The organism is Klebsiella sp. Shm-1, from assembly GCF_040804525.1.
Lineage (GTDB): Bacteria > Pseudomonadota > Gammaproteobacteria > Enterobacterales > Enterobacteriaceae > Klebsiella > Klebsiella pneumoniae.
Genome location: NZ_CP161823.1, coordinates 1999227 through 2024940 on the forward strand (window position 1 = coordinate 1999227; position 25714 = coordinate 2024940).

Annotated in this window: 22 protein-coding genes, 2 tRNA genes and 4 other RNA genes; 16 read left to right on the forward strand and 12 right to left on the reverse strand. The window is 54.8% G+C overall.

The window, feature by feature from the left end; genetic code table 11:
• Nucleotides 1-121 precede the first annotated feature (121 nt).
• The 6 genes from AB1E37_RS09675 to narI all read left to right on the forward strand — a co-directional run bounded on the left by AB1E37_RS09675 (nt 122) and on the right by narI (nt 8575).
• Nucleotides 122-1510 carry a NarK family nitrate/nitrite MFS transporter gene (locus AB1E37_RS09675; protein ID WP_004175568.1) on the forward strand — a complete coding sequence of 463 codons (1389 nt, stop codon included), beginning with the start codon at nt 122-124 and terminating at the stop codon, nt 1508-1510.
• A gap of 125 nt (nt 1511-1635) precedes the next feature.
• Nucleotides 1636-1749 (forward strand): hypothetical protein, encoded by a 114-nt coding sequence (locus AB1E37_RS09680; protein WP_032418701.1) that lies wholly within the window; start codon nt 1636-1638, stop codon nt 1747-1749.
• 166 nt (nt 1750-1915) lie between these two features.
• On the forward strand, nt 1916-5659 hold the full coding sequence (locus AB1E37_RS09685; protein ID WP_029884525.1) for a nitrate reductase subunit alpha: 3744 nt from the start codon (nt 1916-1918) through the stop codon (nt 5657-5659).
• On the forward strand, nt 5656-7191 hold the full coding sequence (gene narH / locus AB1E37_RS09690) for a nitrate reductase subunit beta (protein WP_002910193.1): 1536 nt from the start codon (nt 5656-5658) through the stop codon (nt 7189-7191). The genes AB1E37_RS09685 and narH overlap by 4 nt, the downstream gene beginning before the upstream one ends.
• Nucleotides 7188-7898: a nitrate reductase molybdenum cofactor assembly chaperone gene (gene narJ / locus AB1E37_RS09695; protein WP_002910191.1), complete on the forward strand. Its 711-nt coding sequence runs from the start codon at nt 7188-7190 to the stop codon at nt 7896-7898. Before narH ends, narJ begins: the two co-directional genes overlap by 4 nt.
• Nucleotides 7898-8575 carry a respiratory nitrate reductase subunit gamma gene (gene narI / locus AB1E37_RS09700; RefSeq protein WP_002910189.1) on the forward strand — a complete coding sequence of 226 codons (678 nt, stop codon included), beginning with the start codon at nt 7898-7900 and terminating at the stop codon, nt 8573-8575. Before narJ ends, narI begins: the two co-directional genes overlap by 1 nt.
• On the opposite strand, the gene AB1E37_RS09705 is transcribed toward narI, so the two are convergent.
• Nucleotides 8572-9468, reverse strand: a complete 897-nt coding sequence (locus tag AB1E37_RS09705; protein WP_004180381.1) for a DMT family transporter — start codon at nt 9466-9468, stop codon at nt 8572-8574. The two genes, narI and AB1E37_RS09705, sit on opposite strands and share 4 nt — an antisense overlap.
• A gap of 107 nt (nt 9469-9575) precedes the next feature.
• Between AB1E37_RS09705 and AB1E37_RS09710 the strand changes: the two genes are divergently transcribed.
• Nucleotides 9576-10019, forward strand: a complete 444-nt coding sequence (locus AB1E37_RS09710; RefSeq protein ID WP_004211128.1) for an Lrp/AsnC family transcriptional regulator — start codon at nt 9576-9578, stop codon at nt 10017-10019.
• 114 nt (nt 10020-10133) lie between these two features.
• Here AB1E37_RS09710 and AB1E37_RS09715 read toward each other — a convergent pair.
• The 8 genes from AB1E37_RS09715 to AB1E37_RS09750 all read right to left on the reverse strand — a co-directional run bounded on the left by AB1E37_RS09715 (nt 10134) and on the right by AB1E37_RS09750 (nt 12536).
• Nucleotides 10134-10265: non-coding RNA, RtT sRNA (locus AB1E37_RS09715), on the reverse strand.
• Between the two features lie 44 nt (nt 10266-10309).
• Nucleotides 10310-10441: non-coding RNA, RtT sRNA (locus tag AB1E37_RS09720), on the reverse strand.
• 43 nt (nt 10442-10484) lie between these two features.
• Nucleotides 10485-10616, reverse strand: a non-coding RNA gene (locus AB1E37_RS09725) — RtT sRNA.
• A gap of 43 nt (nt 10617-10659) precedes the next feature.
• Nucleotides 10660-10744 (reverse strand) — tRNA-Tyr (locus tag AB1E37_RS09730).
• Nucleotides 10745-10783: 39 nt separating this feature from the next.
• Nucleotides 10784-10905: non-coding RNA, RtT sRNA (locus AB1E37_RS09735), on the reverse strand.
• 43 nt (nt 10906-10948) lie between these two features.
• A tRNA-Tyr gene (locus tag AB1E37_RS09740) sits at nt 10949-11033 on the reverse strand.
• A 159-nt stretch (nt 11034-11192) separates the two neighbouring features.
• Nucleotides 11193-12035 carry a formyltetrahydrofolate deformylase gene (gene purU / locus AB1E37_RS09745; protein WP_004151854.1) on the reverse strand — a complete coding sequence of 281 codons (843 nt, stop codon included), beginning with the start codon at nt 12033-12035 and terminating at the stop codon, nt 11193-11195.
• A gap of 42 nt (nt 12036-12077) precedes the next feature.
• Complete coding sequence (locus AB1E37_RS09750) at nt 12078-12536, reverse strand: YchJ family protein (protein WP_002910109.1); 459 nt, start codon at nt 12534-12536, stop codon at nt 12078-12080.
• A gap of 112 nt (nt 12537-12648) precedes the next feature.
• Here AB1E37_RS09750 and rssA point away from each other — a divergent pair, with 112 nt between their 5' ends.
• The 3 genes from rssA to galU all read left to right on the forward strand — a co-directional run bounded on the left by rssA (nt 12649) and on the right by galU (nt 15754).
• Complete coding sequence (gene rssA / locus AB1E37_RS09755; RefSeq protein WP_002910108.1) at nt 12649-13551, forward strand: patatin-like phospholipase RssA; 903 nt, start codon at nt 12649-12651, stop codon at nt 13549-13551.
• 89 nt (nt 13552-13640) lie between these two features.
• Entirely contained in the window at nt 13641-14654 is a 1014-nt protein-coding gene (gene rssB / locus AB1E37_RS09760; RefSeq protein WP_002910107.1) for a two-component system response regulator RssB, read from the forward strand.
• Nucleotides 14655-14851: 197 nt separating this feature from the next.
• Nucleotides 14852-15754, forward strand: coding sequence for a UTP--glucose-1-phosphate uridylyltransferase GalU (gene galU, locus AB1E37_RS09765; RefSeq protein WP_002910105.1), 903 nt, complete (start codon nt 14852-14854; stop codon nt 15752-15754).
• A gap of 117 nt (nt 15755-15871) precedes the next feature.
• Here the strand turns inward: galU and hns are convergent, their stop codons facing one another.
• Both hns and AB1E37_RS09775 read right to left on the reverse strand, forming a co-directional pair.
• A complete protein-coding gene (hns, locus tag AB1E37_RS09770) occupies nt 15872-16279 on the reverse strand; it encodes a histone-like nucleoid-structuring protein H-NS (protein WP_002910103.1) in 408 nt (135 codons plus the stop codon).
• Nucleotides 16280-16701: 422 nt separating this feature from the next.
• A complete protein-coding gene (locus AB1E37_RS09775) occupies nt 16702-16833 on the reverse strand; it encodes a hypothetical protein (protein WP_004145401.1) in 132 nt (43 codons plus the stop codon).
• 7 nt (nt 16834-16840) lie between these two features.
• Between AB1E37_RS09775 and tdk the strand changes: the two genes are divergently transcribed.
• The gene (gene tdk / locus AB1E37_RS09780) at nt 16841-17458 is read left to right on the forward strand and encodes a thymidine kinase (RefSeq protein ID WP_002910100.1); all 618 of its coding nucleotides are present in this window, start codon (nt 16841-16843) and stop codon (nt 17456-17458) included.
• Between the two features lie 147 nt (nt 17459-17605).
• Here the strand turns inward: tdk and adhE are convergent, their stop codons facing one another.
• The gene (gene adhE, locus AB1E37_RS09785; protein WP_002910097.1) at nt 17606-20281 is read right to left on the reverse strand and encodes a bifunctional acetaldehyde-CoA/alcohol dehydrogenase; all 2676 of its coding nucleotides are present in this window, start codon (nt 20279-20281) and stop codon (nt 17606-17608) included.
• Nucleotides 20282-20358: 77 nt separating this feature from the next.
• Here adhE and AB1E37_RS09790 point away from each other — a divergent pair, with 77 nt between their 5' ends.
• From AB1E37_RS09790 to oppC, 5 genes are all read left to right on the forward strand, one after another.
• A complete protein-coding gene (locus tag AB1E37_RS09790) occupies nt 20359-20574 on the forward strand; it encodes a hypothetical protein (protein WP_004145398.1) in 216 nt (71 codons plus the stop codon).
• Between the two features lie 183 nt (nt 20575-20757).
• The gene (locus AB1E37_RS09795; RefSeq protein WP_002910095.1) at nt 20758-21405 is read left to right on the forward strand and encodes a YchE family NAAT transporter; all 648 of its coding nucleotides are present in this window, start codon (nt 20758-20760) and stop codon (nt 21403-21405) included.
• A 737-nt stretch (nt 21406-22142) separates the two neighbouring features.
• Complete coding sequence (gene oppA, locus AB1E37_RS09800; RefSeq protein ID WP_004148754.1) at nt 22143-23777, forward strand: oligopeptide ABC transporter substrate-binding protein OppA; 1635 nt, start codon at nt 22143-22145, stop codon at nt 23775-23777.
• Nucleotides 23778-23862: 85 nt separating this feature from the next.
• Entirely contained in the window at nt 23863-24783 is a 921-nt protein-coding gene (gene oppB / locus AB1E37_RS09805; protein WP_002910089.1) for an oligopeptide ABC transporter permease OppB, read from the forward strand.
• 14 nt (nt 24784-24797) lie between these two features.
• Nucleotides 24798-25706 carry an oligopeptide ABC transporter permease OppC gene (gene oppC, locus AB1E37_RS09810; protein ID WP_004145396.1) on the forward strand — a complete coding sequence of 303 codons (909 nt, stop codon included), beginning with the start codon at nt 24798-24800 and terminating at the stop codon, nt 25704-25706.
• Nucleotides 25707-25714 lie beyond the last annotated feature (8 nt).

Below are 25714 nucleotides of genomic sequence, written 5' to 3' on the forward strand. Positions count from 1 at the left end.
CTTGGAGGCATGGTTTATTTTTGCACAAATTAGCTCGCGCTTTTCCTTTGATTTATATCAACTTACCACCCCGGGTAACCCCTAAGGTAGCGGCAGGAAATATGAATAATCAGAGGTATCTATGAGTCAATCTTCCCTCCCGGAGAAGGCTAACCGCTCGGTCATAACCGACTGGCGGCCTGAAGATCCTGAATTCTGGCAACAGCGCGGCCATCGTGTGGCAAGCCGCAATTTATGGATCTCCGTTCCCTGTCTGTTACTGGCGTTCTGCGTTTGGATGTTGTTCAGCGCGGTTGCCGTTAACCTCAACAAAGTAGGCTTTCAGTTTACAACCGATCAGCTGTTTATGCTGACCGCGCTGCCGGCGCTGTCAGGCGCCTTATTACGCGTGCCTTACGCCTTTATGGTGCCGCTGTTCGGCGGCCGTCGCTGGACGGCGTTCAGCACCGGGATCATGATTGTGCCGTGCGTCTGGCTGGGCTTCGCGGTCCAGGATACCTCTACGCCGTTTAGCATCTTCGTGATTATCTCTCTGCTGTGCGGCTTCGCCGGAGCCAACTTTGCCTCCAGTATGGCCAACATCAGCTTCTTCTTCCCGAAAGCGAAGCAGGGCGGGGCGCTCGGCGTTAACGGCGGACTTGGCAATATGGGCGTCAGCGTGATGCAGCTGGTCGCGCCGCTGGTGGTCTCGATCTCTATCTTTGCCGTTTTTGGCGGTAACGGTAGCGAGCAACCGGACGGCTCGATGCTGTATCTGGAAAACGCCGCGTGGATCTGGGTACCTTTCCTGATTATTTTCACTCTGGCGGCGTGGTTCTTTATGAACGACCTGTCGGCTTCGAAAGCGTCGCTGAGCGAGCAGTTGCCGGTACTTAAGCGCCTGCATCTGTGGATTATGGCGCTGCTCTATCTCGCGACCTTCGGCTCCTTTATCGGCTTTTCCGCCGGGTTCGCGATGCTGTCAAAAACTCAGTTCCCGGATGTGCAGATCCTGCATTACGCCTTCTTCGGCCCGTTCATTGGCGCGCTGGCGCGTTCGATGGGCGGGGCGATCTCCGACCGCCTCGGTGGGACCCGTGTAACGCTGGTCAACTTTGTGGTGATGGCTGTCTTCTGCGCGCTGCTGTTCCTGACCCTGCCGACCAACGGCCAGGGCGGTAACTTTATCGCCTTCTTCGCGGTGTTTATGGTGCTGTTCCTGACCGCCGGGCTGGGGAGCGCCTCCACCTTCCAGATGATCTCCGTGATCTTCCGTAAGCTGACTATGGACCGCGTGAAGGCCCAGGGCGGCAGCGAAGCGCAGGCGATGCGCGAGGCGGCGACCGATACCGCGGCGGCGCTGGGCTTTATCTCCGCCATTGGCGCTATCGGCGGCTTCTTTATTCCGAAAGCGTTCGGTATCTCGCTGGATCTGACCGGCTCGCCGGCCGGGGCGATGAAAGTGTTCCTCGTGTTCTATATTGCCTGCGTGGTGATTACCTGGGCGGTATACGGTCGTAAGCGTCAGTAATCGGCCGCGGTAACGTTGGCGTATAAAAAGGCGCGCTCCCCACGGAGGCGCCTTTTTTAACCGCTTTATTAGTTACAACATACTAACGGAGGATATTGTCCGCATCGACCGCTGAGCCAGAACAGGTGGGCTTGCCAGTGAAATGGCTCTACCCCTTAATACCTCCGTTGTTAACAAATCCCGGTGAGGCGCCGCTTTTTGAGATGAAAATCATTAAAAAACAACAAGTTAAAAAATAACATCTTATACCACCTTGGTGGTAATCGAGGTTTTGCTGCGCAGTAACAAGCCAGTTCGGATTGATCGCTATCAATTCTCGCCCTCTTTCATAGCGTTACCTTCGCTGCAAATCCAGCAATGTCGATTTATCAGAGAGCCGTCAGGCTCCATATCAGGAGAAACCCGATGAGTAAATTCCTGGACCGGTTTCGCTACTTCAAACAGAAGGGTGAAACCTTTGCCGATGGGCACGGCCAGCTTCTAAACACCAACCGGGACTGGGAGGATGGATACCGTCAACGTTGGCAGCATGACAAAATTGTGCGTTCCACTCACGGTGTCAACTGCACCGGCTCATGCAGCTGGAAGATTTATGTCAAAAACGGTCTGGTGACCTGGGAAACGCAGCAGACTGACTACCCGCGCACCCGCCCGGACCTGCCGAACCACGAACCACGCGGTTGCCCGCGCGGCGCCAGCTACTCCTGGTACCTGTACAGCGCTAACCGCCTGAAATACCCGCTGATGCGTAAACGCCTGATGAAGATGTGGCGGGAAGCGAAAGTTCAGCATAGCGATCCGGTTGAGGCATGGGCGTCGATTATCGAAGACGCCGACAAAGCTAAAAGCTTCAAACAGGCCCGCGGTCGCGGCGGTTTTGTACGTTCCTCCTGGCAGGAAGTGAATGAGCTGATTGCCGCCTCCAACGTCTATACCGTCAAAACCTACGGTCCGGACCGCGTGGCTGGCTTCTCGCCGATCCCGGCGATGTCGATGGTCTCCTACGCGTCCGGCGCCCGTTATCTGTCGCTGATCGGCGGCACCTGCCTGAGCTTCTACGACTGGTACTGCGACCTGCCGCCGGCTTCGCCGATGACCTGGGGCGAGCAGACCGATGTGCCGGAATCCGCCGACTGGTATAACTCCAGCTATATCATCGCCTGGGGCTCAAACGTGCCGCAGACCCGCACCCCGGATGCGCACTTCTTTACCGAAGTCCGCTATAAAGGGACCAAAACCGTAGCCATCACTCCGGACTACGCCGAAATCGCCAAACTCTGCGATCTGTGGCTGGCGCCGAAGCAGGGTACCGATGCCGCGATGGCGCTGGCGATGGGCCATGTGATGCTGCGTGAATTCCACCTCGATAAGCCGAGCCAGTATTTCACCGACTATGTGCGCCGCTATACCGACATGCCGATGCTGGTGATGCTCGAGGAGCGCGACGGTTATTATGCCGCCGGCCGTACGCTGCGCGCATCCGACCTCGTGGATTCCCTTGGTCAGGAGAATAATCCGGAATGGAAAACCGTCGCCTTTGACGAGAAGGGCGACATGACCGTACCGAACGGTTCCCTCGGATTCCGCTGGGGCGACAAAGGCAAATGGAACCTCGAACAGCGCGACGGTAAAACTGGCGAAGAGATTGAGCTACGTCTGAGCCTGCTGGGCAGCCATGATGAAGTGGCGAACGTCGGCTTCCCGTACTTCGGCGGCGAAGGGTCTGAGCACTTCAACAAAGTCGATCTGGAAAACATTCTGCTGCACAAACTGCCGGCCAAACGCCTGCAGCTGGCCGACGGCTCTACCGCCCTGGTCACCACCGTGTATGACCTGACCATGGCTAACTACGGCCTGGAGCGCGGTCTGAACGATGACAACTGCGCCGCCGGCTACGATGAAGTGAAAGCCTACACCCCGGCGTGGGCGGAGAAGATCACCGGCGTCTCCCGCGCGCATATCATCCGTACCGCCCGTGAATTTGCCGATAACGCCGATAAAACTCACGGTCGTTCGATGATTATCGTCGGGGCGGGCCTCAACCACTGGTTCCACCTCGACATGAACTACCGCGGCCTGATCAATATGCTGATCTTCTGCGGCTGCGTCGGTCAGAGCGGCGGCGGTTGGGCGCACTATGTGGGCCAGGAAAAACTGCGTCCGCAGACCGGCTGGCAGCCGCTGGCGTTCGCCCTTGACTGGCAGCGTCCGGCACGTCACATGAATAGTACCTCGTACTTCTATAACCACTCCAGCCAGTGGCGCTATGAAACGGTGACCGCGCAGGAACTGCTGTCGCCGATGGCGGATAAATCCCGTTACAGCGGCCACCTGATCGACTTTAACGTGCGCGCAGAGCGGATGGGCTGGCTGCCGTCGGCGCCGCAGCTTGGCGTCAACCCGCTGCGTATCGCTGACGAAGCGAAAAAAGCCGGCATGACCCCGGTGGATTACACCGTGAAGTCGCTGAAAGAGGGCTCGATTCGCTTTGCGGCCGAGCAGCCGGAAAATGGCAAAAACCACCCGCGTAACCTGTTTATCTGGCGTTCCAACCTGCTGGGCTCCTCCGGTAAAGGCCATGAATACATGCTCAAGTACCTGCTGGGTACCGAGAACGGCATTCAGGGCAAAGACCTGGGCAAGCAGGGCGGCGTGAAGCCGGAAGAAGTCGAATGGCGGGATAACGGCCTCGACGGCAAACTGGATCTGGTGGTGACCCTCGATTTCCGTCTGTCGAGCACCTGTCTCTACTCCGACATCGTGCTGCCGACCGCCACCTGGTACGAAAAAGACGACATGAATACCTCGGATATGCATCCGTTTATTCACCCGCTGTCGGCCGCCGTTGACCCGGCCTGGGAATCGAAGAGCGACTGGGATATCTATAAAGGTATCGCGAAGAAATTCTCTGAAGTCTGCATGGGCCACCTCGGCAAAGAAACCGACGTCGTCACCCTGCCGATCCAGCACGACTCCGCCGCGGAAATGGCGCAGCCGCTGGATGTCAAAGACTGGAAAAAAGGCGAATGCGATCTCATCCCGGGGAAAACCGCGCCGCATATTATTCCGGTTGAGCGTGATTACCCGGCGACTTACGAACGTTTCACCTCGATCGGCCCGCTGCTGGAAACCATCGGCAACGGCGGGAAAGGCATCGCCTGGAACACCCAGAGCGAGATGGATCTGCTGCGTAAGCTCAACTACACCAAGGCGGAAGGCCCGGCGAAAGGCCAGCCGAAGCTGGAAACGGCCATCGACGCCGCGGAAATGATCCTCACCCTGGCCCCGGAAACCAACGGTCAGGTGGCGGTGAAAGCGTGGCAAGCGCTGAGCGAGATCACCGGTCGCGAGCATACGCACCTCGCGCTGAACAAAGAAGACGAGAAGATCCGCTTCCGCGACATTCAGGCGCAGCCGCGGAAGATTATCTCCAGCCCGACCTGGTCTGGCCTGGAAGACGAGCATGTCTCCTATAACGCCGGTTACACCAACGTTCACGAGCTGATCCCATGGCGCACGCTGTCCGGGCGTCAGTCGCTGTATCAGGATCACCAGTGGATGCGCGACTTCGGCGAAAGCCTGCTGGTCTATCGGCCGCCGATCGACACCCGTTCGGTGAAAGCGGTGATGGGCGAGAAGTCCAACGGCAACCCGGAGAAGGCGCTGAACTTCCTGACCCCGCACCAGAAATGGGGTATCCACTCGACCTACAGCGATAACCTGCTGATGCTGACCCTGTCGCGCGGTGGGCCGATTGTCTGGATGAGCGAAGCGGATGCGAAAGATCTGGGTATCGAAGATAACGACTGGATCGAAGTGTTCAACGCCAACGGCGCCCTGACGGCGCGTGCGGTGGTGAGTCAGCGCGTTCCAGCCGGGATGACCATGATGTATCACGCGCAGGAACGTATCGTGAACCTGCCGGGCTCTGAAATCACCGGTCAGCGCGGGGGGATCCATAACTCCGTCACCCGTATTACGCCGAAACCGACCCACATGATCGGCGGCTACGGCCACCTGGCCTATGGCTTTAACTACTACGGCACCGTCGGCTCCAACCGCGATGAGTTTGTGGTGGTACGTAAGATGAAGAACATTAACTGGTTAGACGGCGAAGGCAACGACCAGGTACAGGAGAGCGTAAAATGAAAATTCGTTCACAAGTCGGCATGGTGCTGAATCTCGATAAGTGCATCGGCTGCCACACCTGCTCGGTGACCTGTAAAAACGTCTGGACCAGCCGTGAAGGGATGGAATACGCCTGGTTCAACAACGTGGAAAGTAAGCCGGGCGTCGGTTTCCCGAACGACTGGGAAAACCAGGAAAAATGGAAGGGCGGCTGGATCCGCAAAATCAACGGTAAACTGCAGCCGCGCATGGGCAATCGCGCGATGCTGTTGGGAAAAATCTTCGCCAACCCGCATCTGCCGGGCATCGATGATTACTACGAGCCGTTTGATTATGACTACCAGAATCTGCATAACGCGCCGGAGAGCAAACATCAGCCGATCGCCCGTCCGCGCTCGCTGATCACCGGCCAGCGGATGGACAAGATCACCAGCGGTCCGAACTGGGAAGAAATCCTCGGCGGCGAGTTTGAAAAACGCGCCAAAGATCAGAACTTCGACAACATGCAGAAGGCGATGTACGGCCAGTTCGAAAACACCTTCATGATGTATCTGCCGCGCCTGTGCGAGCACTGCCTGAACCCGGCCTGCGTTGCGACCTGCCCGAGCGGCGCCATCTATAAGCGTGAAGAAGACGGCATCGTACTGATCGACCAGGACAAGTGCCGCGGCTGGCGGATGTGTATCACCGGCTGTCCGTACAAGAAGATCTATTTCAACTGGAAGAGCGGGAAATCCGAGAAATGCATCTTCTGCTACCCGCGTATTGAATCCGGGATGCCGACGGTGTGCTCCGAAACCTGCGTGGGCCGTATCCGTTATCTCGGCGTCCTGCTATACGACGCGGACGCGATTGAAAACGCCGCCAGCACCGAGAACGAGAAAGATCTGTATCAGCGTCAGCTGGACGTGTTCCTCGATCCCAACGATCCGAAAGTGATCGAGCAGGCGCTGAAGGATGGCGTACCGCAGGGGGTCATTGAAGCTGCGCAGCAGTCGCCGGTTTACAAAATGGCGATGGACTGGAAGCTGGCCCTGCCGCTGCACCCGGAATATCGCACCTTGCCAATGGTCTGGTACGTGCCGCCGCTGTCGCCGATTCAGTCCGCCGCCGATGCGGGTGAACTGGGTAGCAACGGGATCCTGCCGGACGTGGAAAGCCTGCGTATTCCGGTGCAATATCTGGCGAACCTGCTGACCGCGGGCGATACCCAGCCGGTACTGCTGGCGCTGAAACGAATGCTGGCGATGCGCCACTATAAGCGTGCGGAAACCGTTGACGGCGTCGTTGATACCCGCGCGCTGGAAGAGGTGGGGCTGAGCGAAGCGCAGGCCCAGGAAATGTATCGCTATCTGGCGATCGCCAACTACGAAGATCGTTTCGTGGTGCCGAGCAGCCATCGTGAACAGGCGCGAGAAGCGTTTCCGGAGAAAAACGGCTGCGGCTTTAGCTTTGGCGATGGCTGCCACGGCTCTGACAGTCAGTTCAACCTGTTCAACAGCCGTCGCATCGACGCCATCGACGTGACCAGCAAAACGGAGCCGCACGCATGATTGAACTCGTGATTGTATCGCGTCTGCTCGAATATCCTGACGCTGCCTTATGGCAGCATCAGCAGGAGATGTTCGAGGCGCTCGCGTCATCAGAGAAACTCAGCAAAGAGGATGCCCACGCGCTGGGCGTTTTCCTGCGCGATTTAGTGGCTCAGGATCCGCTGGACGCCCAGGCGGCCTATAGCGAACTGTTTGACCGCGGCCGGGCCACCTCGCTGCTGCTGTTTGAACATGTCCACGGCGAATCCCGCGATCGCGGGCAGGCGATGGTCGACCTGATGGCGCAGTACGAGCGCCACGGTCTGCTGCTGGATAGCCATGAGCTGCCGGATCATCTGCCGCTATATCTGGAGTATCTGGCGCAGCTGCCGGAAGAGGAAGCGCTTGGCGGCCTGCGGGACGTCGCGCCGATCCTCGGTCTGCTCAGCGCGCGCCTGCAGCAGCGCGAAAGTCGCTATGCGGTGCTGTTCGAGCTATTGCTGAAGCTGGCCAATACTCAGGTCGACAGCCAGAAGGTGGCGGAGAAGATTGCCGACGAAGCGCGCGACGATACGCCGCAGGCGCTGGACGCCGTCTGGGAAGAAGAACAGGTCAAATTCTTTGCCGACCAGGGCTGCGGCGAGTCGGAAATTTCCGCTCACCAGCGTCGTTTTGCCGGAGCCGTGGCCCCGCAATATCTGAATATCTCTAACGGAGGACAGCAATAATGCACTTCCTGAATATGTTCTTCTTTGACATTTATCCGTACATTGCGGGTTCGGTGTTCCTGATTGGCAGCTGGTTGCGCTATGACTATGGCCAGTACACCTGGCGCGCCGCCTCCAGCCAGATGCTGGACCGTAAGGGGATGAACCTGGCGTCGAACCTGTTCCATATCGGCATCCTGGGTATTTTCGCCGGCCACTTCCTCGGCATGCTGACCCCGCACTGGATGTATGAGTCCTTCCTGCCGATCGATGTCAAGCAGAAGATGGCGATGATCGCCGGCGGCGCCTGCGGCGTGATGACCCTGGTGGGCGGGTTACTGCTGCTCAAGCGTCGTCTGCTCAGCCCGCGCGTTCGCGCCACCACCACCGGAGCGGATATTCTGATCCTCTCGTTGCTGATGGTGCAGTGTGCGCTCGGCCTGCTGACGATCCCGTTCTCCGCTCAGCATATGGACGGCAGTGAAATGATGAAACTAGTCGGCTGGGCGCAGTCGGTGGTGACGTTCCACGGCGGCGCGTCACAGCATCTGGATGGCGTGGCGTTTATTTTCCGCGTTCACCTGGTGCTGGGCATGACCCTGTTCCTGCTGTTCCCGTTCTCCCGTCTGGTTCATATCTGGAGCGCGCCGGTCGAATACCTGACGCGCAAATACCAGATTGTCCGCGCCCGTCGCTAACTGGCCCGCGACTGCTCACTGACCCCGCCGCGGCGGGGTTTTTTTTCGCCCCAGCCGAGATTATTCCCAGCGGCAGCAAACAGAATAAGCATCCCACCGAGCAATTGCACCGCGGATAACGCATGGTGGAAGACCAGATAGTCAACCACCATCGCCACCAGCGGATAAATAAAGGAGAGCGAACCGGTAACGGGCGTCGGCAGTTTCTGTATCGCGCTATATAAAAGCTGATACATGATCCCGGTATGGACGATGCCGAGGATCAGCAGATAGCGCCAGGGGAAGCTGGCCGTCAATTCGGGGGCATGCACCAGCGGCAGCAGCATCACGACGCCGACGAGAACCTGAATGAAGGCGATATGTTGCGCGGGGAGCGGATGCAGTTTGCGCGCGATGATGGCGGTCAGGGCATAGAAGAATGCCGCGCCCAGCGCCAGCAACACGCCGGTGGTAAGCCCCTCTTCGTGTGCAGGCGTCAGCTCGCTCGACAACAGGATCACTACGCCGCCAAAGGCCAGCAGTAACCATCCCCATTTCACGGCGCTGACCCGTTCCCCCAGCACCATCCCCATCAGTACCAGCATAAACGGCTGGGTGTTATAGACCACGGTGGCCATACCGATTGAGATCCGTGAATAGGCGGCAAACAGCAGCAGCCAGTTGACGACCAGCGCCGCGCCGCCAATCACCGCCAGAGCGAGAGTGAAACGCGTTAGCCGGCTGAAGGGCTGGCGGCTTAACACGATAAACACCAGCAGGGTTAGCGCGCCAATCAGGCAGCGCCAGAACACCACATCAGTCACCGGCAAACCAGAGAGCAGCACGAACGCGCCGATCGAGCCGGAGATTATCATTGCCAGGCTCATCTGCCAGACGCCGCGGGTAAGTTGCATTTTTCACCTCCACCATTTTTTAGTTATTGTGCGAAAAACCCTGACAGGGTGATATGGCTGAATTAAGGTAGAAGGGGGGAAATGCCTTTTATAATTAGGTGAAATATATGAATGACGTACTTGATGAAATTGACCGGGCGATCCTCACCTGCCTGACTCAGGATGCCAGAGTTTCGCTCAAGGTCCTGAGCGCGCGAGTGGGGCTGACCTCGCCGAGCACCGCCGAGCGGGTGAAGCGCCTGGAGGAGCGGGGCGTTATTCAGGGCTATGGGACGAGGGTAAATCTCGCCGCGCTGGGCTATAGCCTGCAGGCGCTGGTGCGGGTCCGGCCGCTGCCTGGGCTGCTGCAGAAGGTGGATAAATATATCCAGGCGATGCCGGAATGTATTGAAAGTGACAAGGTGACCGGGGAAGATTGTTTTGTGATGCGTCTCGTGGTGCGCGATATTGCCCAGCTGGATACCCTGCTGGACGGTCTGGCGGAGTATGCGCAGTGTAACACCTCGGTGGTGAAAAGCTCGCCGGTAAAAAGGCGGTTGCCACCGCTGTGAGTTTTTCCGGAGGCGGTGCTGCGCACCTGTCCGGGCTACCAGACGGCACCACTTGTAGCCTCGCTAAGCGAAGCGCGAGCGATGAGACAGCAGAACAGGTGGCTGAGAGTGCAACAGTGGTGGGGGAAGGATTACTCGGCGCTAAAGCGCTTCGCCCTTCGGGCCATTGCCTGCGGCAACGTTCTCTCGCTTCGCTCTAGTCGAACCTTGGTCGAAGCTTCTCATCCTTCCCCGTGGGGCAGAATATAGAATATCGTAGAGTAATTGGATTGAGGTGTTTTTTAAGAAGATGGTGGTGGGGGAAGGATTACTCGGCGCTAAAGCGCCTCGCCCTTCGGGCCGTTGCCTGCGGCAACGTTCTCTCGCTTCGCTCGAGTCGAACCTTAGTCGAAGCTTCTCATCCTTCCCCGTGGGGCAGAATATAGCGTATCGCAGGTGGAATAAGCTGGGCAATACATGAAGAGATGGTGGTGGGGGAAGGATTACTCGGCGCTAAAGCGCCTCGCCCTTCGGGCCGTTGCCTGCGGCAACGTTCTCTCGCTTCGCTCGAGTCGAACCTTAGTCGAAGCTTCTCATCCTTCCCTGTAGGGCAGAATATAGAATACCGTAGGTAGATTATGCTGGGCATGACATGGGGAGATGGTGGTGGGGGAAGGATTCGAACCTTCGAAGTCGATGACGGCAGATTTACAGTCTGCTCCCTTTGGCCGCTCGGGAACCCCACCAGGGGTAAAATCACATTGTAGGCTATTCAGCAAAATGAATGGTGGTGGGGGAAGGATAACTCGTCGCTATCTCTCCTCGCCCTTCGGGCCGTTGCCTGCGGCAACGTTCTCTCGCTGGCGCTCGAGTCGAAGGTTCTTACCCTTCCCGCTAAGTGCAAACATCGTTTACGCTTGTCGGGGAAACCATATCACTGTAGTGAATAATGGTGGTGGGGGAAGGATTCGAACCTTCGAAGTCGATGACGGCAGATTTACAGTCTGCTCCCTTTGGCCGCTCGGGAACCCCACCACGGGGTAATGCTTGGTACTGGCCTGCTTCCTTCTCGGGAAGCGGGGCGCATCATACCAAATGATGCGCCCCTGTAAAGCATTCGTTTGACAAAAATAAACTGGTTGCCTGATTTTTACGCGTAACGCCGTAAAGCTAACCAATTCATTTCTCAGTCGATTAAAGAATAATCGTCCGGTTACCGTAAACGAAGACGCGCTGCGCCAGTACCTGATACAGCGCCCGGCTCAAGACGTTTTTTTCGACATCGCGCCCAGCGCGCATCATATCTTCTGCGGTATAAGTATGATCGACGTGAATCACGTCCTGCATGATGATCGGGCCTTCATCCAGATTGTCATTCACGTAGTGGGCGGTAGCGCCAATGATTTTCACGCCGCGCTCATAGGCCTGATGATAGGGACGGGCGCCGATAAACGCCGGCAAAAACGAATGGTGGATATTGATGATTTTGTTCGGGAAGCGGGCGACAAATTCTGGCGTCAGGACGCGCATATACTTGGCCAGCACCACGTAATCCGGTTCGTGGGCGGCGATAGCATCGCCCATCCGCTGATCGTGTTCTTCGCGGCTCAGTCCTTCATGGCTGACCAGCTCAAACGGAATACCAAAGCGCTCCACCAACGAGCGCAGGGTGTCATGGTTGCCGATAACCGCGGCAATATCGACATCCAGCCCGCCGTAGTTGGCTTTCATCAGCAGATCGCCCAGACAGTGCGCCTCTTTCGTCACCAGAATCACCACCCGGCGACGGCCTGCCGGATTCAGTTCGCGGATGGAGCCTTCAGGCAGGGCGCTGTCGAGATCGGCCAGCAGAGTAGCGTCGTTAAAAATGCCTTCCAGTTCGGTGCGCATAAAGAAACGACCGGTACGGTGGTCAACAAACTCATTGTTCTGCACAATGTTGAGTTCATGCTTGTAGCAGATATTGGTGATACGCGCGATGAGGCCTTTCTGATCAGGGCAAATAGTGCGTAGTACTTTACGTTGTAATGAATGCATCGCGAGGAAAATCCTGTAATGTTTGCAAGCGCTACGCCAGCGTTACTGGCCGCAGCATTTTTTAAATTTTTTACCTGAGCCGCAGGGGCAGGGGTCGTTACGGCCAATCAGCGGTCGTGTCCCGTCGATATAGTACCACTGTCCATTTTCTTTTAAGAATCTGGAACGTTCAATAATGGCGCCAGGGCGGTTATTGTCATTAAAGCGGGCGACAAAGCTGACAAAACCTTCATTTGGAGCTCGCCCCTCATCACTGGCGAACAGGGTTAAGCCCAGCCATTCGGTCTGGGAAAACCCTTTCTCCAGTTCGGCGCGAAATTGCTGCGCCTGACAGGACGGGTGCCAGGTTTTGATTAGATAGTCAGCGTCTTTCATGACGAACGCGCTATAACGGGAGCGCATAAGCTGTGACGGGCCCGGCGCAAGCTCAGCGCCGGACAGATATCGCTGGCAACATGAGCTATACTCCAGTGCGCTGCCACAGGGGCATAATTGCGACAAAACTGCCTCCATGGAAGAAAGAGTAACGGCGCTTCTACGCCAAAGGGCATTATGTTAACTGAGCCGTGACAATGTTGCCACGCTCAGAGTGGAAGGATAGTTATTAGTACTAATGAGAAAGCTTAAAATTGGTCTGGCGCTAGGTGCGGGAGCCGCTCGCGGATGGTCGCACATTGGCGTCATCAACGCCCTCCAGCGGGCCGGTATTGAGATTGATATCGTAGCCGGTTGTTCTATCGGTTCGCTGGTAGGGGCGGCGTATGCCTGTAACCGACTCCCGGCACTCGAATCATGGGTCTGCTCATTCAGCAACTGGGATGTCCTGAAGCTGATGGATCTCTCCTGGCGCCGGGGGGGACTGCTGCGGGGGGAAAAGGTATTCAATCATTACCGCCGCATTATGCCCGTCACCGAGATTGAACGCTGCGAGCGCCGGTTTGCCGCTGTTGCCACCAATTTAAGCACCGGTAGGGAGCTGTGGTTTACCGAAGGCGATCTACATTTAGCCATTCGCGCCTCCTGCAGTATGCCGGGGTTAATGTCGCCAGTAAGGCATAATGGTTACTGGCTGGTCGATGGCGCGGTGGTCAATCCGGTTCCTGTGTCGCTCACCCGGGCAATGGGAGCGGATATTGTGATTGCCGTCGACCTGCAACATGATGCCCATCTTATGCAGCAGGATTTGTTCTCCCTTGAAACGCCGCGGCAGGAAGCGGAAGAGAAGGAGGGGCCATGGCATACTCGTCTGCGCGCGCGCTTGACGCGAATGAGTTCCCGCCGTACGGCCGTGACGCCGACGGCGATGGAGATCATGACCACATCTATCCAGGTACTGGAAAACCGTCTTAAACGCAATCGTATGGCGGGTGACCCGCCGGATATCCTGTTGCAGCCATACTGTCCGCAAGTTTCGACGCTTGATTTTCATCGCGCCGGAGAGGCGATCGCCGCGGGGCAACTGGCGGTAGAAAAGAAAATGGATGAATTATTACCATTAGTGCGTACAGCCGTTTGACGTACGAGTTACTGACTTAAGCAAATTCTGACAGGCGATAGTGAGAATAGCGTGCCACTATTGAATTATCGTCAGCCAGGGGAGATATCATGACGCAGCCATTGGCGGGAAAACAGATTCTGATAGTTGAAGACGAACCCGTTTTCCGCTCACTCTTGCATGGATGGCTGACCTCGCTGGGAGCAACAACCTTCCAGGCGGAAGATGGCAAGGATGCCCTGCATAAAATGACGGAGGTGCATCCGGACCTGATGATTTGCGACATTTCTATGCCGAGAATGAACGGTCTGGAGCTGGTGGAAACGCTGCGTAACCGCGGCGAACAGTTACCGATCCTGATGATCTCCGCCACCGAAAACATGGCGGATATAGCTAAAGCGTTGCGACTTGGCGTCCAGGACGTGCTGTTAAAGCCAGTAAAAGATTTCGATCGCCTGCGCGAGACCGTTTACGCCTGTCTCTATCCCGCGATGTTCAGTTCGCGCGTGGAAGAGGAAGAGCGTTTATTTGAGGACTGGGATGCGCTGGTCAGTAATCCCATCGCCGCTTCAAGACTATTGCAGGAATTACAGCCGCCGGTGCAACAGGAAATGTCGCACTGCCGTATTCATTATCGACAACTGGTGTCGGCAGACAAGCCCGGTCTGGTACTCGATATCGCACCGCTTTCGGAAAATGATTTGGCTTTCTATTGTCTGGATGTCACACGCGCAGGCGATAATGGTGTGTTGGCAGCATTATTGCTGCGCGCGTTGTTTAATGGTCTGCTGCAGGAGCAACTGGCGCACCAGGGACAACGGCTACCAGAAATGGGAAGTTTGTTAAAACAGGTGAATCAACTGCTGCGTCAGGCAAATCTTCCGGGCCAGTTCCCTCTGTTAGTAGGGTATTACCACAGCGGGCTGAAAAATTTAATTCTGGTGTCAGCGGGACTTAATGGCACGCTGAATACGGGGGAGCATCAAATTCAGATTAGTAATGGCGTTCCTTTGGGGACGCTGGGTGATGCTTATCTTAACCAAATTAGCCAACGCTGCACCTCGTGGCAGTGCCAAATTTGGGGGGCTGGCGGTCGTTTACGCTTAATGTTGTCTGCAGAATGAGCAATTGCGTTTATATCTAAGCAGACGGGATTACCTCTTGCCCTTTAGCGGTGGTAACATCGAGCAGTTTTATGCGTAAAAGTCCTAATTCGAGGCTATCGGCAGCTTTTCAGACCAGTGAATACGCGGTTGACTGATATACTCGACACGTTATTTGTAACGAGAAGTTTAAAAAACAAACAGTCCAGGAGATTTCAATGGCTGCCCTTAATTCTAAAGTCAGAAAAGCGGTTATCCCGGTTGCGGGATTAGGCACCAGGATGCTGCCGGCCACCAAAGCGATTCCAAAAGAAATGCTGCCGCTGGTAGATAAGCCGTTAATTCAGTACGTTGTTAATGAATGTATCGCTGCAGGAATTACTGAAATTGTTCTGGTAACGCACTCGTCGAAAAACTCTATCGAAAACCATTTCGATACCAGTTTTGAGCTGGAAGCGATGCTGGAAAAACGTGTAAAACGCCAGCTGCTGGAAGAAGTGCAGTCTATTTGCCCGCCGCACGTGACTATTATGCAAGTTCGTCAGGGCCTGGCGAAAGGTCTGGGTCACGCGGTGCTGTGCGCCCATCCGGTAGTGGGAGATGAGCCGGTCGCGGTTATTCTGCCAGACGTTATTCTGGATGAATATGAATCCGATCTGAGCCGCGATAACCTCGCTGAGATGATCTCTCGCTTCGATGAGACTGGCGCCAGCCAGATTATGGTTGAACCTGTCGAAGACGTAACCGCTTATGGCGTGGTTGACTGCAAAGGCGAATCCCTGAAGCCGGGCGAAAGCGTACCGATGGTGGGTGTGGTTGAGAAGCCAAAAGCTGACGTTGCGCCGTCCAACCTGGCGGTGGTGGGTCGTTATGTCCTCAGCGCCGATATCTGGCCGCTGCTGGCGAAAACCCCTCCGGGCGCTGGTGATGAAATTCAGCTGACTGACGCCATTGATATGCTGATCGAGAAAGAAACGGTTGAAGCTTATCATATGAAAGGCAAGAGCCATGACTGCGGTAATAAGCTTGGCTACATGCAGGCGTTTGTCGAATATGGTATTCGTCACAAAACGCTGGGCGACGATTTTAAAGCCTGGCTGGAAACGGCGGTAGCGAAGTAATCCGCGCGGTTGAAAGTACAAACCGGGAGCGCATCTGCGACTCCCGGTTTTTTTATATCGGCCCTGAGGGCAAAAAAATCCCGCCGCAGCGGGATTTTTTATAGCGATCAACGGAGATTAGATCAGGAAATCGTCCAGTGATTTACCTTGCTCATCCATTGCTTTTTTGATCACAGCCGGGGTACGGCCCTGACCGGTCCAGGTTTTGGTTTCACCATTTTCGTCAACATAGCTATATTTAGCCGGACGTGCAGCACGCTTGGTTTTGGTACCGGCTTTAACGGCAGCCATGGTGCTCAGCAGTTCATTCGGATCAATACCGTCAGCAATCAGCATTTCACGGTATTGCTGCAGCTTACGCGTACGCTCTTCAATTTCTGCCGCGGCAGCGTTTTCTTCTTCACGGCGCTCGTTAACGACGACTTCTAATTTTTCCAGCATTTCTTCGAGCGTTTCCAGGGTGCATTCTCTTGCCTGCGCACGAAGAGTACGGATGTTGTTCAAAATTTTAAGTGCTTCGCTCATTGTAGTAATCTCAAACTTATATTGTGGGGTGGTTTGTTGAACTAATAATAGAGCGATAAAATGCGTTGTGCAATAGGGGGGAATGTAAGGAATTCAAAATTACTGGTTATTTGTCGCGAGAATTAATTAATTTAAGTTAAAATTCCCGTGCCGCTTCACATCTTTCATCGCTTATAGCGATGAGGCGAAGGCAAGCTAAAACATTGAGACGGTATGCTTTTTGAGAGGTTCAGTGAGAGAAATGATCCTTTACATGGGTAAATAACCCTCGTCAGTATTAGCGCATTTTTGGTTACAAGGCTTAATATAAAACAACCGGCAGCCCTGCTTATAGCCCATGGGCAACCGGTCTATAAGCACGAAAAGACAATGGTTACCGCGCCAGTAGCGTAACGGGGCGTACAAATAGTGGCCCTGAAAATTCAATTCATCTTCTTAATCCTTTCGGTTTGCAGGCCCTTCAGCTTCGCGACAATACCCCTGCTGAAAGCGCGGCTGTGCGCATAAAATATGGTACAATCGTCGCCGCGATAAAACACTTTGATTGGGGTCACGCAGCCGATGGCACAACTTTATTTCTACTACTCTGCAATGAATGCAGGTAAGTCGACCGCTCTGTTGCAATCTTCGTACAATTACCAGGAGCGGGGGATGCGTACCGTCGTTTATACCGCTGAGATTGATGACCGCTTTGGCGCCGGAAAAGTCAGTTCACGTATCGGGCTCTCCTCGCCGGCCCGATTGTATAATCCACAGACCTCGTTATTTGACGATATTGCGGCGGAGCACCAGCTAAAGCCGATTCACTGCGTGCTGGTGGATGAAAGCCAGTTTCTGACGCGTGAACAGGTTCATGAGCTGTCCGAAGTTGTCGATACGCTGGATATTCCGGTGCTTTGCTATGGGTTGCGGACGGACTTTCGTGGTGAGCTCTTTACCGGCAGCCAGTATTTACTGGCCTGGTCAGATAAGCTGGTTGAGCTGAAAACGATCTGCTTCTGCGGCCGCAAGGCCAGCATGGTATTGCGCCTCGATCAGGAGGGGCGTCCTTATAATGAGGGTGAGCAGGTCGTCATCGGCGGTAATGAGCGGTACGTATCGGTCTGCCGTAAGCATTATAAAGAGGCGCTGAGCGTCGGTTCGTTAACCAAGGTACAAAACCAGCACCGTCCCTGCTGATACCCTCAGAAGCTCGTACAGGCGCCTGTGGGCGCCTTTTTAATGTCTGCTATAGGTTGGCGTAGCTGGCGATAAAGAATGGCTGATAGCGGGGATAAAAAAAGCCCCGTCAGGTGACGGGGCTTGTCGCGATGCTATCGCTGTTGGTTAAGCGGATTTTTTCGCTTTTTTCTCAGCCTTTACCGGAGCAACTTCGGCTTTCGCACCGGCTTCGCCTTCGACGAATTCGCGGCCGTAGTAGGTATCCAGCAGGATCTGTTTCAGTTCGGAGATCAGCGGGTAGCGCGGGTTAGCGCCGGTGCACTGGTCATCGAATGCATCTTCAGACAGTTTATCAACGTGGGCCAGGAAGTCAGCTTCCTGAACGCCAGCTTCGCGGATAGATTTCGGAATACCCAGCTCAGCTTTAATGCTTTCCAGCCATGCCAGCAGTTTCTCGATTTTCGCTGCGGTGCGGTCGCCTGGTGCGGAGAGGCCCAGGTGATCGGCGATTTCAGCGTAACGACGACGAGCCTGCGGACGGTCGTACTGGCTGAACGCGGTCTGCTTGGTCGGGTTGTCATTCGCGTTATAGCGGATAACGTTGCAGATCAGCAGGGCGTTGGCCAGACCGTGCGGAATATGGAACTGGGAGCCCAGTTTGTGCGCCATCGAGTGACACACGCCGAGGAAGGCGTTAGCGAACGCGATACCGGCGATAGTCGCGGCACTGTGTACGCGCTCACGGGCAACCGGGTTCTTGGAACCTTCGTGATAGGAAGCCGGCAGGTACTCTTTCAGCAGTTTCAGCGCCTGCAGCGCCTGGCCGTCAGAGAACTCAGAAGCCAGTACGGAAACGTAAGCTTCCAGGGCGTGAGTCACCGCATCCAGACCACCGAACGCACACAGCGATTTCGGCATATCCATCACCAGGTTGGCATCGACAATGGCCATATCCGGGGTCAGCGCGTAGTCTGCCAGCGGGTATTTCTGACCGGTCGCGTCATCGGTCACCACGGCGAACGGCGTAACTTCAGAACCGGTACCGGAAGTGGTAGTGATCGCCACCATCTTGGCTTTGACGCCCATTTTCGGGAACTTGTAGATACGTTTACGGATATCCATAAAGCGCAGCGCCAGTTCTTCGAAGTGGGTTTCCGGATGTTCGTACATGACCCACATGATTTTCGCCGCATCCATCGGGGAACCGCCGCCCAGGGCGATGATCACGTCTGGTTTAAAGGAGTTCGCCAGGTCGGCACCTTTACGTACGATGGTCAGCGTCGGGTCAGCTTCAACTTCGAAGAAGACTTCCGTCTCAACACCCGCAGCTTTCAGTACGGAAGTGATCTGATCGGCATAGCCGTTGTTGAACAGGAAGCGGTCAGTCACGATCAGCGCGCGTTTGTGACCATCGGTAATCACTTCATCCAGTGCGATTGGCAGGGAGCCACGACGGAAGTAGATAGATTTCGGAAGTTTGTGCCACAACATGTTTTCAGCTCGCTTAGCAACGGTTTTCTTGTTGATCAGGTGTTTCGGACCAACGTTTTCAGAGATGGAGTTACCACCCCAGGAACCACAACCCAGAGTCAGGGAAGGCGCGAGTTTGAAGTTGTACAGGTCACCGATACCACCCTGAGAAGCCGGGGTGTTGATCAGGATACGCGCGGTTTTCATCATTTGGCCGAAGTAAGCCACGCGAGCCGGCTGGTTGTCCTGGTCGGTGTACAGGCAAGAGGTGTGGCCGATACCGCCCATGGCGACCAGTTTTTCTGCTTTGGCTACCGCGTCTTCGAAATCTTTTGCACGGTACATAGCCAGCGTCGGAGACAGTTTTTCGTGAGCAAACGGCTCGCTCTCGTCAACGTTGGTCACTTCACCAATCAGAATTTTGGTGGTGGCCGGCACGGTGAAGCCTGCCAGTTCAGCGATTTTGGCCGCTGGCTGACCAACGATAGCCGCGTTCAGCGCGCCATTTTTCAGGATAATGTCCTGAACGGCTTTCAGCTCTTTACCCTGCAGCAGGTAGCCGCCGTGGCTGGCGAAACGTTCGCGAACCGCGTCATAGACTGAATCAACCACCACAACGGACTGCTCAGAAGCACAGATCACGCCGTTATCGAAGGTTTTAGACATCAGTACGGACGCTACGGCACGTTTGATGTCGGCGGTTTCATCAATGACTACCGGGGTGTTACCGGCGCCGACGCCGATAGCAGGTTTACCGGAGCTGTATGCTGCTTTCACCATGCCTGGACCACCGGTCGCCAGGATCAGGTTGATGTCCGGGTGATGCATCAGCGCGTTAGACAGTTCTACAGACGGCTGATCGATCCAGCCAATCAGGTCCTTCGGCGCGCCGGCCGCGATGGCAGCCTGCAGCACGATATCAGCCGCTTTGTTGGTGGCTTCTTTTGCACGCGGGTGCGGAGAGAAAATGATGGCGTTACGCGTTTTCAGACTGATGAGCGATTTGAAAATGGCTGTTGAAGTCGGGTTAGTGGTCGGTACGATACCGCAGATGATGCCGATAGGCTCAGCGATAGTGATGGTGCCAAAGGTGTCGTCTTCTGACAGAACGCCACAGGTTTTTTCGTCTTTATAAGCGTTGTAAATGTATTCGGAAGCAAAGTGGTTTTTGATCACTTTGTCTTCAACGATGCCCATGCCGGATTCGGCTACGGCCATTTTGGCGAGAGGGATTCGAGCATCTGCAGCGGCCAGAGCGGCGGCGCGGAAGATTTTGTCGACTTGTTCTTGAGTGAAACTGGCATATTCACGCTGGGCTTTCTTGACACGCTCAACAAGCGCGTTCAGTTCAGCGATATTAGTAACAGCCATAATGCTCTCCTGATAATGTTAAACTTTTTTAGTAAATCAGTCGCTCGATTCGACATTATAGACAGGCCGTTAACAGCTTGCATGTAAATGTTTATGTAGAAAAATCAGGGCGCTGTTTCACCGATTTACTAAAAAAGCTTTATCTCTTTCGCTTTCAGGTACTGCTGCCTTCCACTCTGTTGGTGTCATCAAGATTACTCACTTCTGAGTACAAATTACGTGATTTAGATCAAGTATTGTCGCTGCTGATACCTTTCAGCTGGCTGCTTTTTGACCGGTTCGATCAAGTGTGATGGGCGGGTTTTGAAATTAAAAAAACGATTAGCATTAAATATACAAATGGCTAACATTCGATACATATCACCGGGTTATGCATATTTATAATGAATATTGCAGGTAAAAAGCGTATGTTTCGCGCAGTTATTTTATGCTGTTAACAGTCAACCGCCAATTTTGATGATGCTGCGGAGCCCAATGTGACTCAATCACTGTTCGATTTTTCTGCATATTTCAAGTTTTTCATCGGCTTATTTGCCCTGGTTAACCCGGTTGGCATTATTCCGGTATTCATCAGTATGACCAGCTATCAGCCGGCTGCGGTGCGTAATAAGACCAACCTCACCGCCAACCTGTCGGTGGCGATCATCCTCCTGACGTCGCTGTTCCTCGGCGATGGCATTCTGCAGATTTTCGGTATCTCCATTGACTCCTTCCGTATCGCCGGCGGCATCCTGGTGGTGACCATCGCGATGTCGATGATCAGCGGTAAGCTCGGCGAAGATAAGCAGAACAAGCAGGAAAAGTCGGAGACGGCGGTCCGGGAGAGCATCGGCGTCGTTCCTCTCGCGCTACCATTAATGGCCGGGCCAGGGGCAATCAGTTCAACTATCGTCTGGGGGACCCGGTACCACTCCTGGGTGCATCTGGTCGGGTTCTCACTGGCGATAGCGGTATTTGCCCTCTGCTGCTGGGGGATTTTCCGTATGGCGCCGTGGCTGGTCCGTTTGCTGGGGCAGACGGGAATCAACGTCATCACCCGTATTATGGGCCTGTTGCTGATGGCCCTCGGCATTGAGTTTATTGTGACCGGGATTAAAGCGCTTTTCCCAGGGCTGCTGAGTTAGTTCGTCGCCAGCAGGCGGGGAGTCTCGCTTCACGCCTGCGCGATTATTAGCAAAACCTATTAGCCAGCGCGGAACTGGCGGTAGGGATAATATTTTGCGATATCGCTATTAATTTCATATTTTTCATTAAGATATGAAATATTTCTCTTAACATTCTCCTCACGCCTCCCACTCCTGTGATGTTATTTTCTTCACATCATTCTCTGGTACTTGCTGTCGGATCATCGAAATGATATTAGTAATTTTAACAAGGCGGCAGATGAATGTGCTAAAAAGTAATCTATTGTTAAATTTTTGTACAAAAAACCATCTTGTGGTCGCTGCTCAGAATGTCGGCTGATGAAATTATCGTAATGCTCTGATAAATAATAATATTTTTACATCGACGTTTTATGGCAAACGCTTGTCACGCTGGCAAAACCGGCAATAAAAGAGAATTCGGTAACATATTTGCAAATTGCATTGGCGGAGGTGTTTACCTTTTGGTACTTTCCGCCGTTATCGTCTGCTGAATTATGTACGCAAATGAGAATTATTTTTAATTAACTCATTTCGCCAGAACGACCCTCCAGCGAGGGCAACGAATCGACGTTAAGACTGCCGTTCGAGCGGTCGTAATAAATAAGTCGGTGATAGCAATCTGCCAATCGCATACTCCTGCGTTGGACAGAACCCGAAAACGGGAAAAACAGGCTGGTTAAAAAACCAGTAATTATAATGACTGGAGTTACAACACAATGACCATCATCACTAAAAAGCGTTTAATCGCCGCGGGAGTGCTATCCGCACTGATCGCCGGCAATATGGCAATGGCAGCGGATGTCCCGGCTGGTGTGCAGCTGGCAGAGAAGCAAACCCTGGTACGTAATAGCGGCGCCGAGCCGCAATCGCTGGACCCAAATAAAATCGAAGGGGTGCCAGAGGCCAATATTAGCCGCGACCTGTTCGAAGGTTTGCTGAATACTTCGCCGAAAGATGGCCACCCGATCCCTGGCGTGGCGGAGAGCTGGGATAATAAAGATTTTAAAGTCTGGACCTTCCATCTGCGTAAAGATGCAAAATGGTCTAACGGCGAGCCGGTTACCGCCCAGGACTTCGTATACAGCTGGCAGCGTCTGGTGGATCCGAAAACCGCGTCTCCTTATGCCAGCTATCCGCAATATGGTCATATCGTTAACGTCGACGAAATCATTGACGGCAAAAAAGCGCCGAGCGAGCTGGGCGTAAAAGCCATTGACGACCACACGCTGGAAGTCACCCTCAGCGAACCGGTACCCTATTTTTATAAACTGCTGGTTAACCCGGCGATGTCTCCCGTCTACAAACCGGCCATCGAAAAATTTGGCGAAAAGTGGACGCAGCCTGGCAATATCGTTACCAACGGCGCGTATACTCTGAAAGACTGGGTGGTCAACGAGCGGATCGTGATGGAGCGTAACCCGCACTATTGGGATAATGCTAAAACCGTCATTAACACCGTTACCTGGCTGCCGACCTCTTCCGAAGTGACCTATGTTAACCGCTACCGCAGCGGTGAACTGGACATGACTTATAACCAGCTGCCGATCGAACTCTTCCAGAAGCTGAAAAAAGAGATCCCCAACGAGCTGCACGTTGACCCCTATCTGTGTACCTATTATTACGAAATCAACAACCAGAAGGCCCCGTTCACCGACGTGCGCGTGCGTACCGCGCTGAAGCTGGGTCTGGATCGCGATATTATTGCTAATAAGGTGAAAGGACAGGGCGATCTGCCGGCCTACGGCTACACCCCACCGTATACCGATGGCGCGAAGCTGAGCGAGCCGGAATGGTTTACCTGGTCGCAGGAAAAACGCAACGAAGAAGCGAAGAAACTGCTGGCCGAAGCCGGCTATAGCGCCGATAAACCGTTGACCTTCAACCTGCTGTATAACACCTCTGATTTGCACAAGAAGCTGGCGATTGCCGCCGCCTCGCTGTGGCGTAAAAACCTGGGCATTGACGTGAAGCTGGTCAACCAGGAGTGGAAAACGTTCCTCGATACCCGTCATCAGGGCACCTATGACGTGGCGCGTGCGGGCTGGTGCGCCGACTATAACGAGCCAACCTCTTTCCTGAACACCATGCTCTCTGACAGTTCAATGAACACCGCGCACTATAAGAGCCCGGCGTTCGACAAGATTATGGCTGAATCCGTAAAAGCATCCGATGAAGCGCAGCGCACGGCGGCCTATGCGAAAGCAGAGCAGCAGCTGGACAAAGACAGCGCGATCGTACCGGTCTATTACTACGTTAACGCCCGCCTGGTGAAACCGTGGGTCGGTGGCTATACCGGTAAAGACCCGATGGATAACGTCTATACCAAAGACCTCTACGTTATCAAACATTAATGGCAATACGTGGAGCGGGTCTCGGCTCGCTCCATCGTGTCTTATTTGAGAGCAGTGCAAAGGCACACGCCAGAAGGTACGGGCAATGTTAAAATTTATCTTACGTCGCTGTCTGGAAGCGATTCCGACGCTATTTATTCTTATCACCATCTCATTCTTCATGATGCGTCTGGCGCCGGGAAGTCCTTTTACCGGGGAACGCACGCTACCGCCGGAAGTCATGGCGAATATTGAAGCAAAATACCATTTAAACGACCCCATCATGACGCAGTACTTCAATTATCTGAAGCAGCTGGCGCATGGCGATTTTGGTCCCTCTTTTAAATACAAAGATTATTCCGTCAACGATCTGGTGGCCGCCAGCTTCCCGGTTTCAGCGAAACTGGGCTTCGCCGCCTTTTTACTGGCGGTGGTGATCGGCGTTGCCGCCGGGGTGATAGCCGCCCTGAAGCAAAATACCCGCTGGGACTACGCGGTGATGGGGGTAGCCATGACCGGCGTGGTTATTCCGAGCTTTGTGGTCGCGCCGCTGCTGGTGATGATCTTTGCCATTACCCTGCACTGGCTGCCGGGCGGCGGCTGGAACGGCGGGGCGCTGAAATTTATGATCCTGCCGATGGTGGCGCTTTCCCTGGCCTATATCGCCAGCATCGCGCGTATTACTCGCGGCTCAATGATTGAAGTGCTGCACTCTAACTTTATCCGCACCGCGCGGGCGAAGGGGCTGCCGATGCGTCGCATTATTCTGCGCCATGCGCTGAAGCCGGCGCTGCTGCCGGTGCTCTCCTATATGGGGCCAGCTTTCGTGGGCATCATCACCGGCTCAATGGTCATTGAAACCATTTACGGCCTGCCGGGGATCGGCCAGCTGTTCGTTAACGGGGCGCTTAACCGCGACTACTCGCTGGTGCTCAGCCTGACGATCCTCGTTGGCGCCCTGACTATCCTGTTCAACGCCATCGTTGACGTGCTGTACGCCGTTATCGATCCGAAGATTCGCTACTGAAGCCGGAGTTCGCCATGATGTTAAGTAAGAAAAATAGCGAGGCGCTGGAAAACTTCAGTGAGAAGCTGGAAGTGGAGGGGCGTAGCCTCTGGCAGGACGCGCGTCGCCGCTTTATGCATAACCGCGCCGCGGTGACCAGCCTGATTATGCTGGTGCTTATTGCGCTGTTCGTTACCTTCGCGCCGATGGTGTCGTCGTTCTCCTACTTCGATACCGACTGGGGCATGATGTCCAATGCCCCGGATATGGCCTCCGGCCACTACTTCGGAACCGACTCCTCCGGGCGCGACCTGCTGGTGCGCGTAGCGATCGGCGGGCGCATTTCGCTGATGGTCGGGGTGGCGGCGGCGCTGGTGGCGGTGATCCTCGGCACGCTGTACGGTTCGCTCTCCGGTTATCTCGGCGGCAAAGTGGATTCGGTGATGATGCGTCTGCTGGAGATCCTCAACTCCTTCCCGTTTATGTTCTTCGTCATCCTGCTGGTGACCTTTTTTGGTCAGAATATCCTGCTGATCTTTGTCGCCATCGGCATGGTGTCCTGGCTGGATATGGCGCGTATCGTGCGCGGGCAGACGCTAAGCCTGAAGCGCAAAGAGTTTATCGAAGCCGCGCAGGTCGGCGGGGTCTCGACGGCGAGCATCGTGCTGCGCCATATCGTCCCCAACGTGCTGGGGGTGGTGGTGGTGTATGCCTCGCTGCTGGTCCCCAGCATGATCCTCTTCGAATCCTTCCTCAGTTTCCTGGGACTGGGGACGCAGGAGCCGCTCAGCAGCTGGGGGGCATTGCTCAGCGATGGCGCCAACTCAATGGAAGTTTCGCCCTGGCTACTGTTGTTCCCGGCGGGTTTCCTGGTGGTGACCCTGTTCTGTTTCAACTTTATCGGCGATGGTCTGCGTGATGCCCTCGACCCGAAAGACCGCTAAGGAGCGCT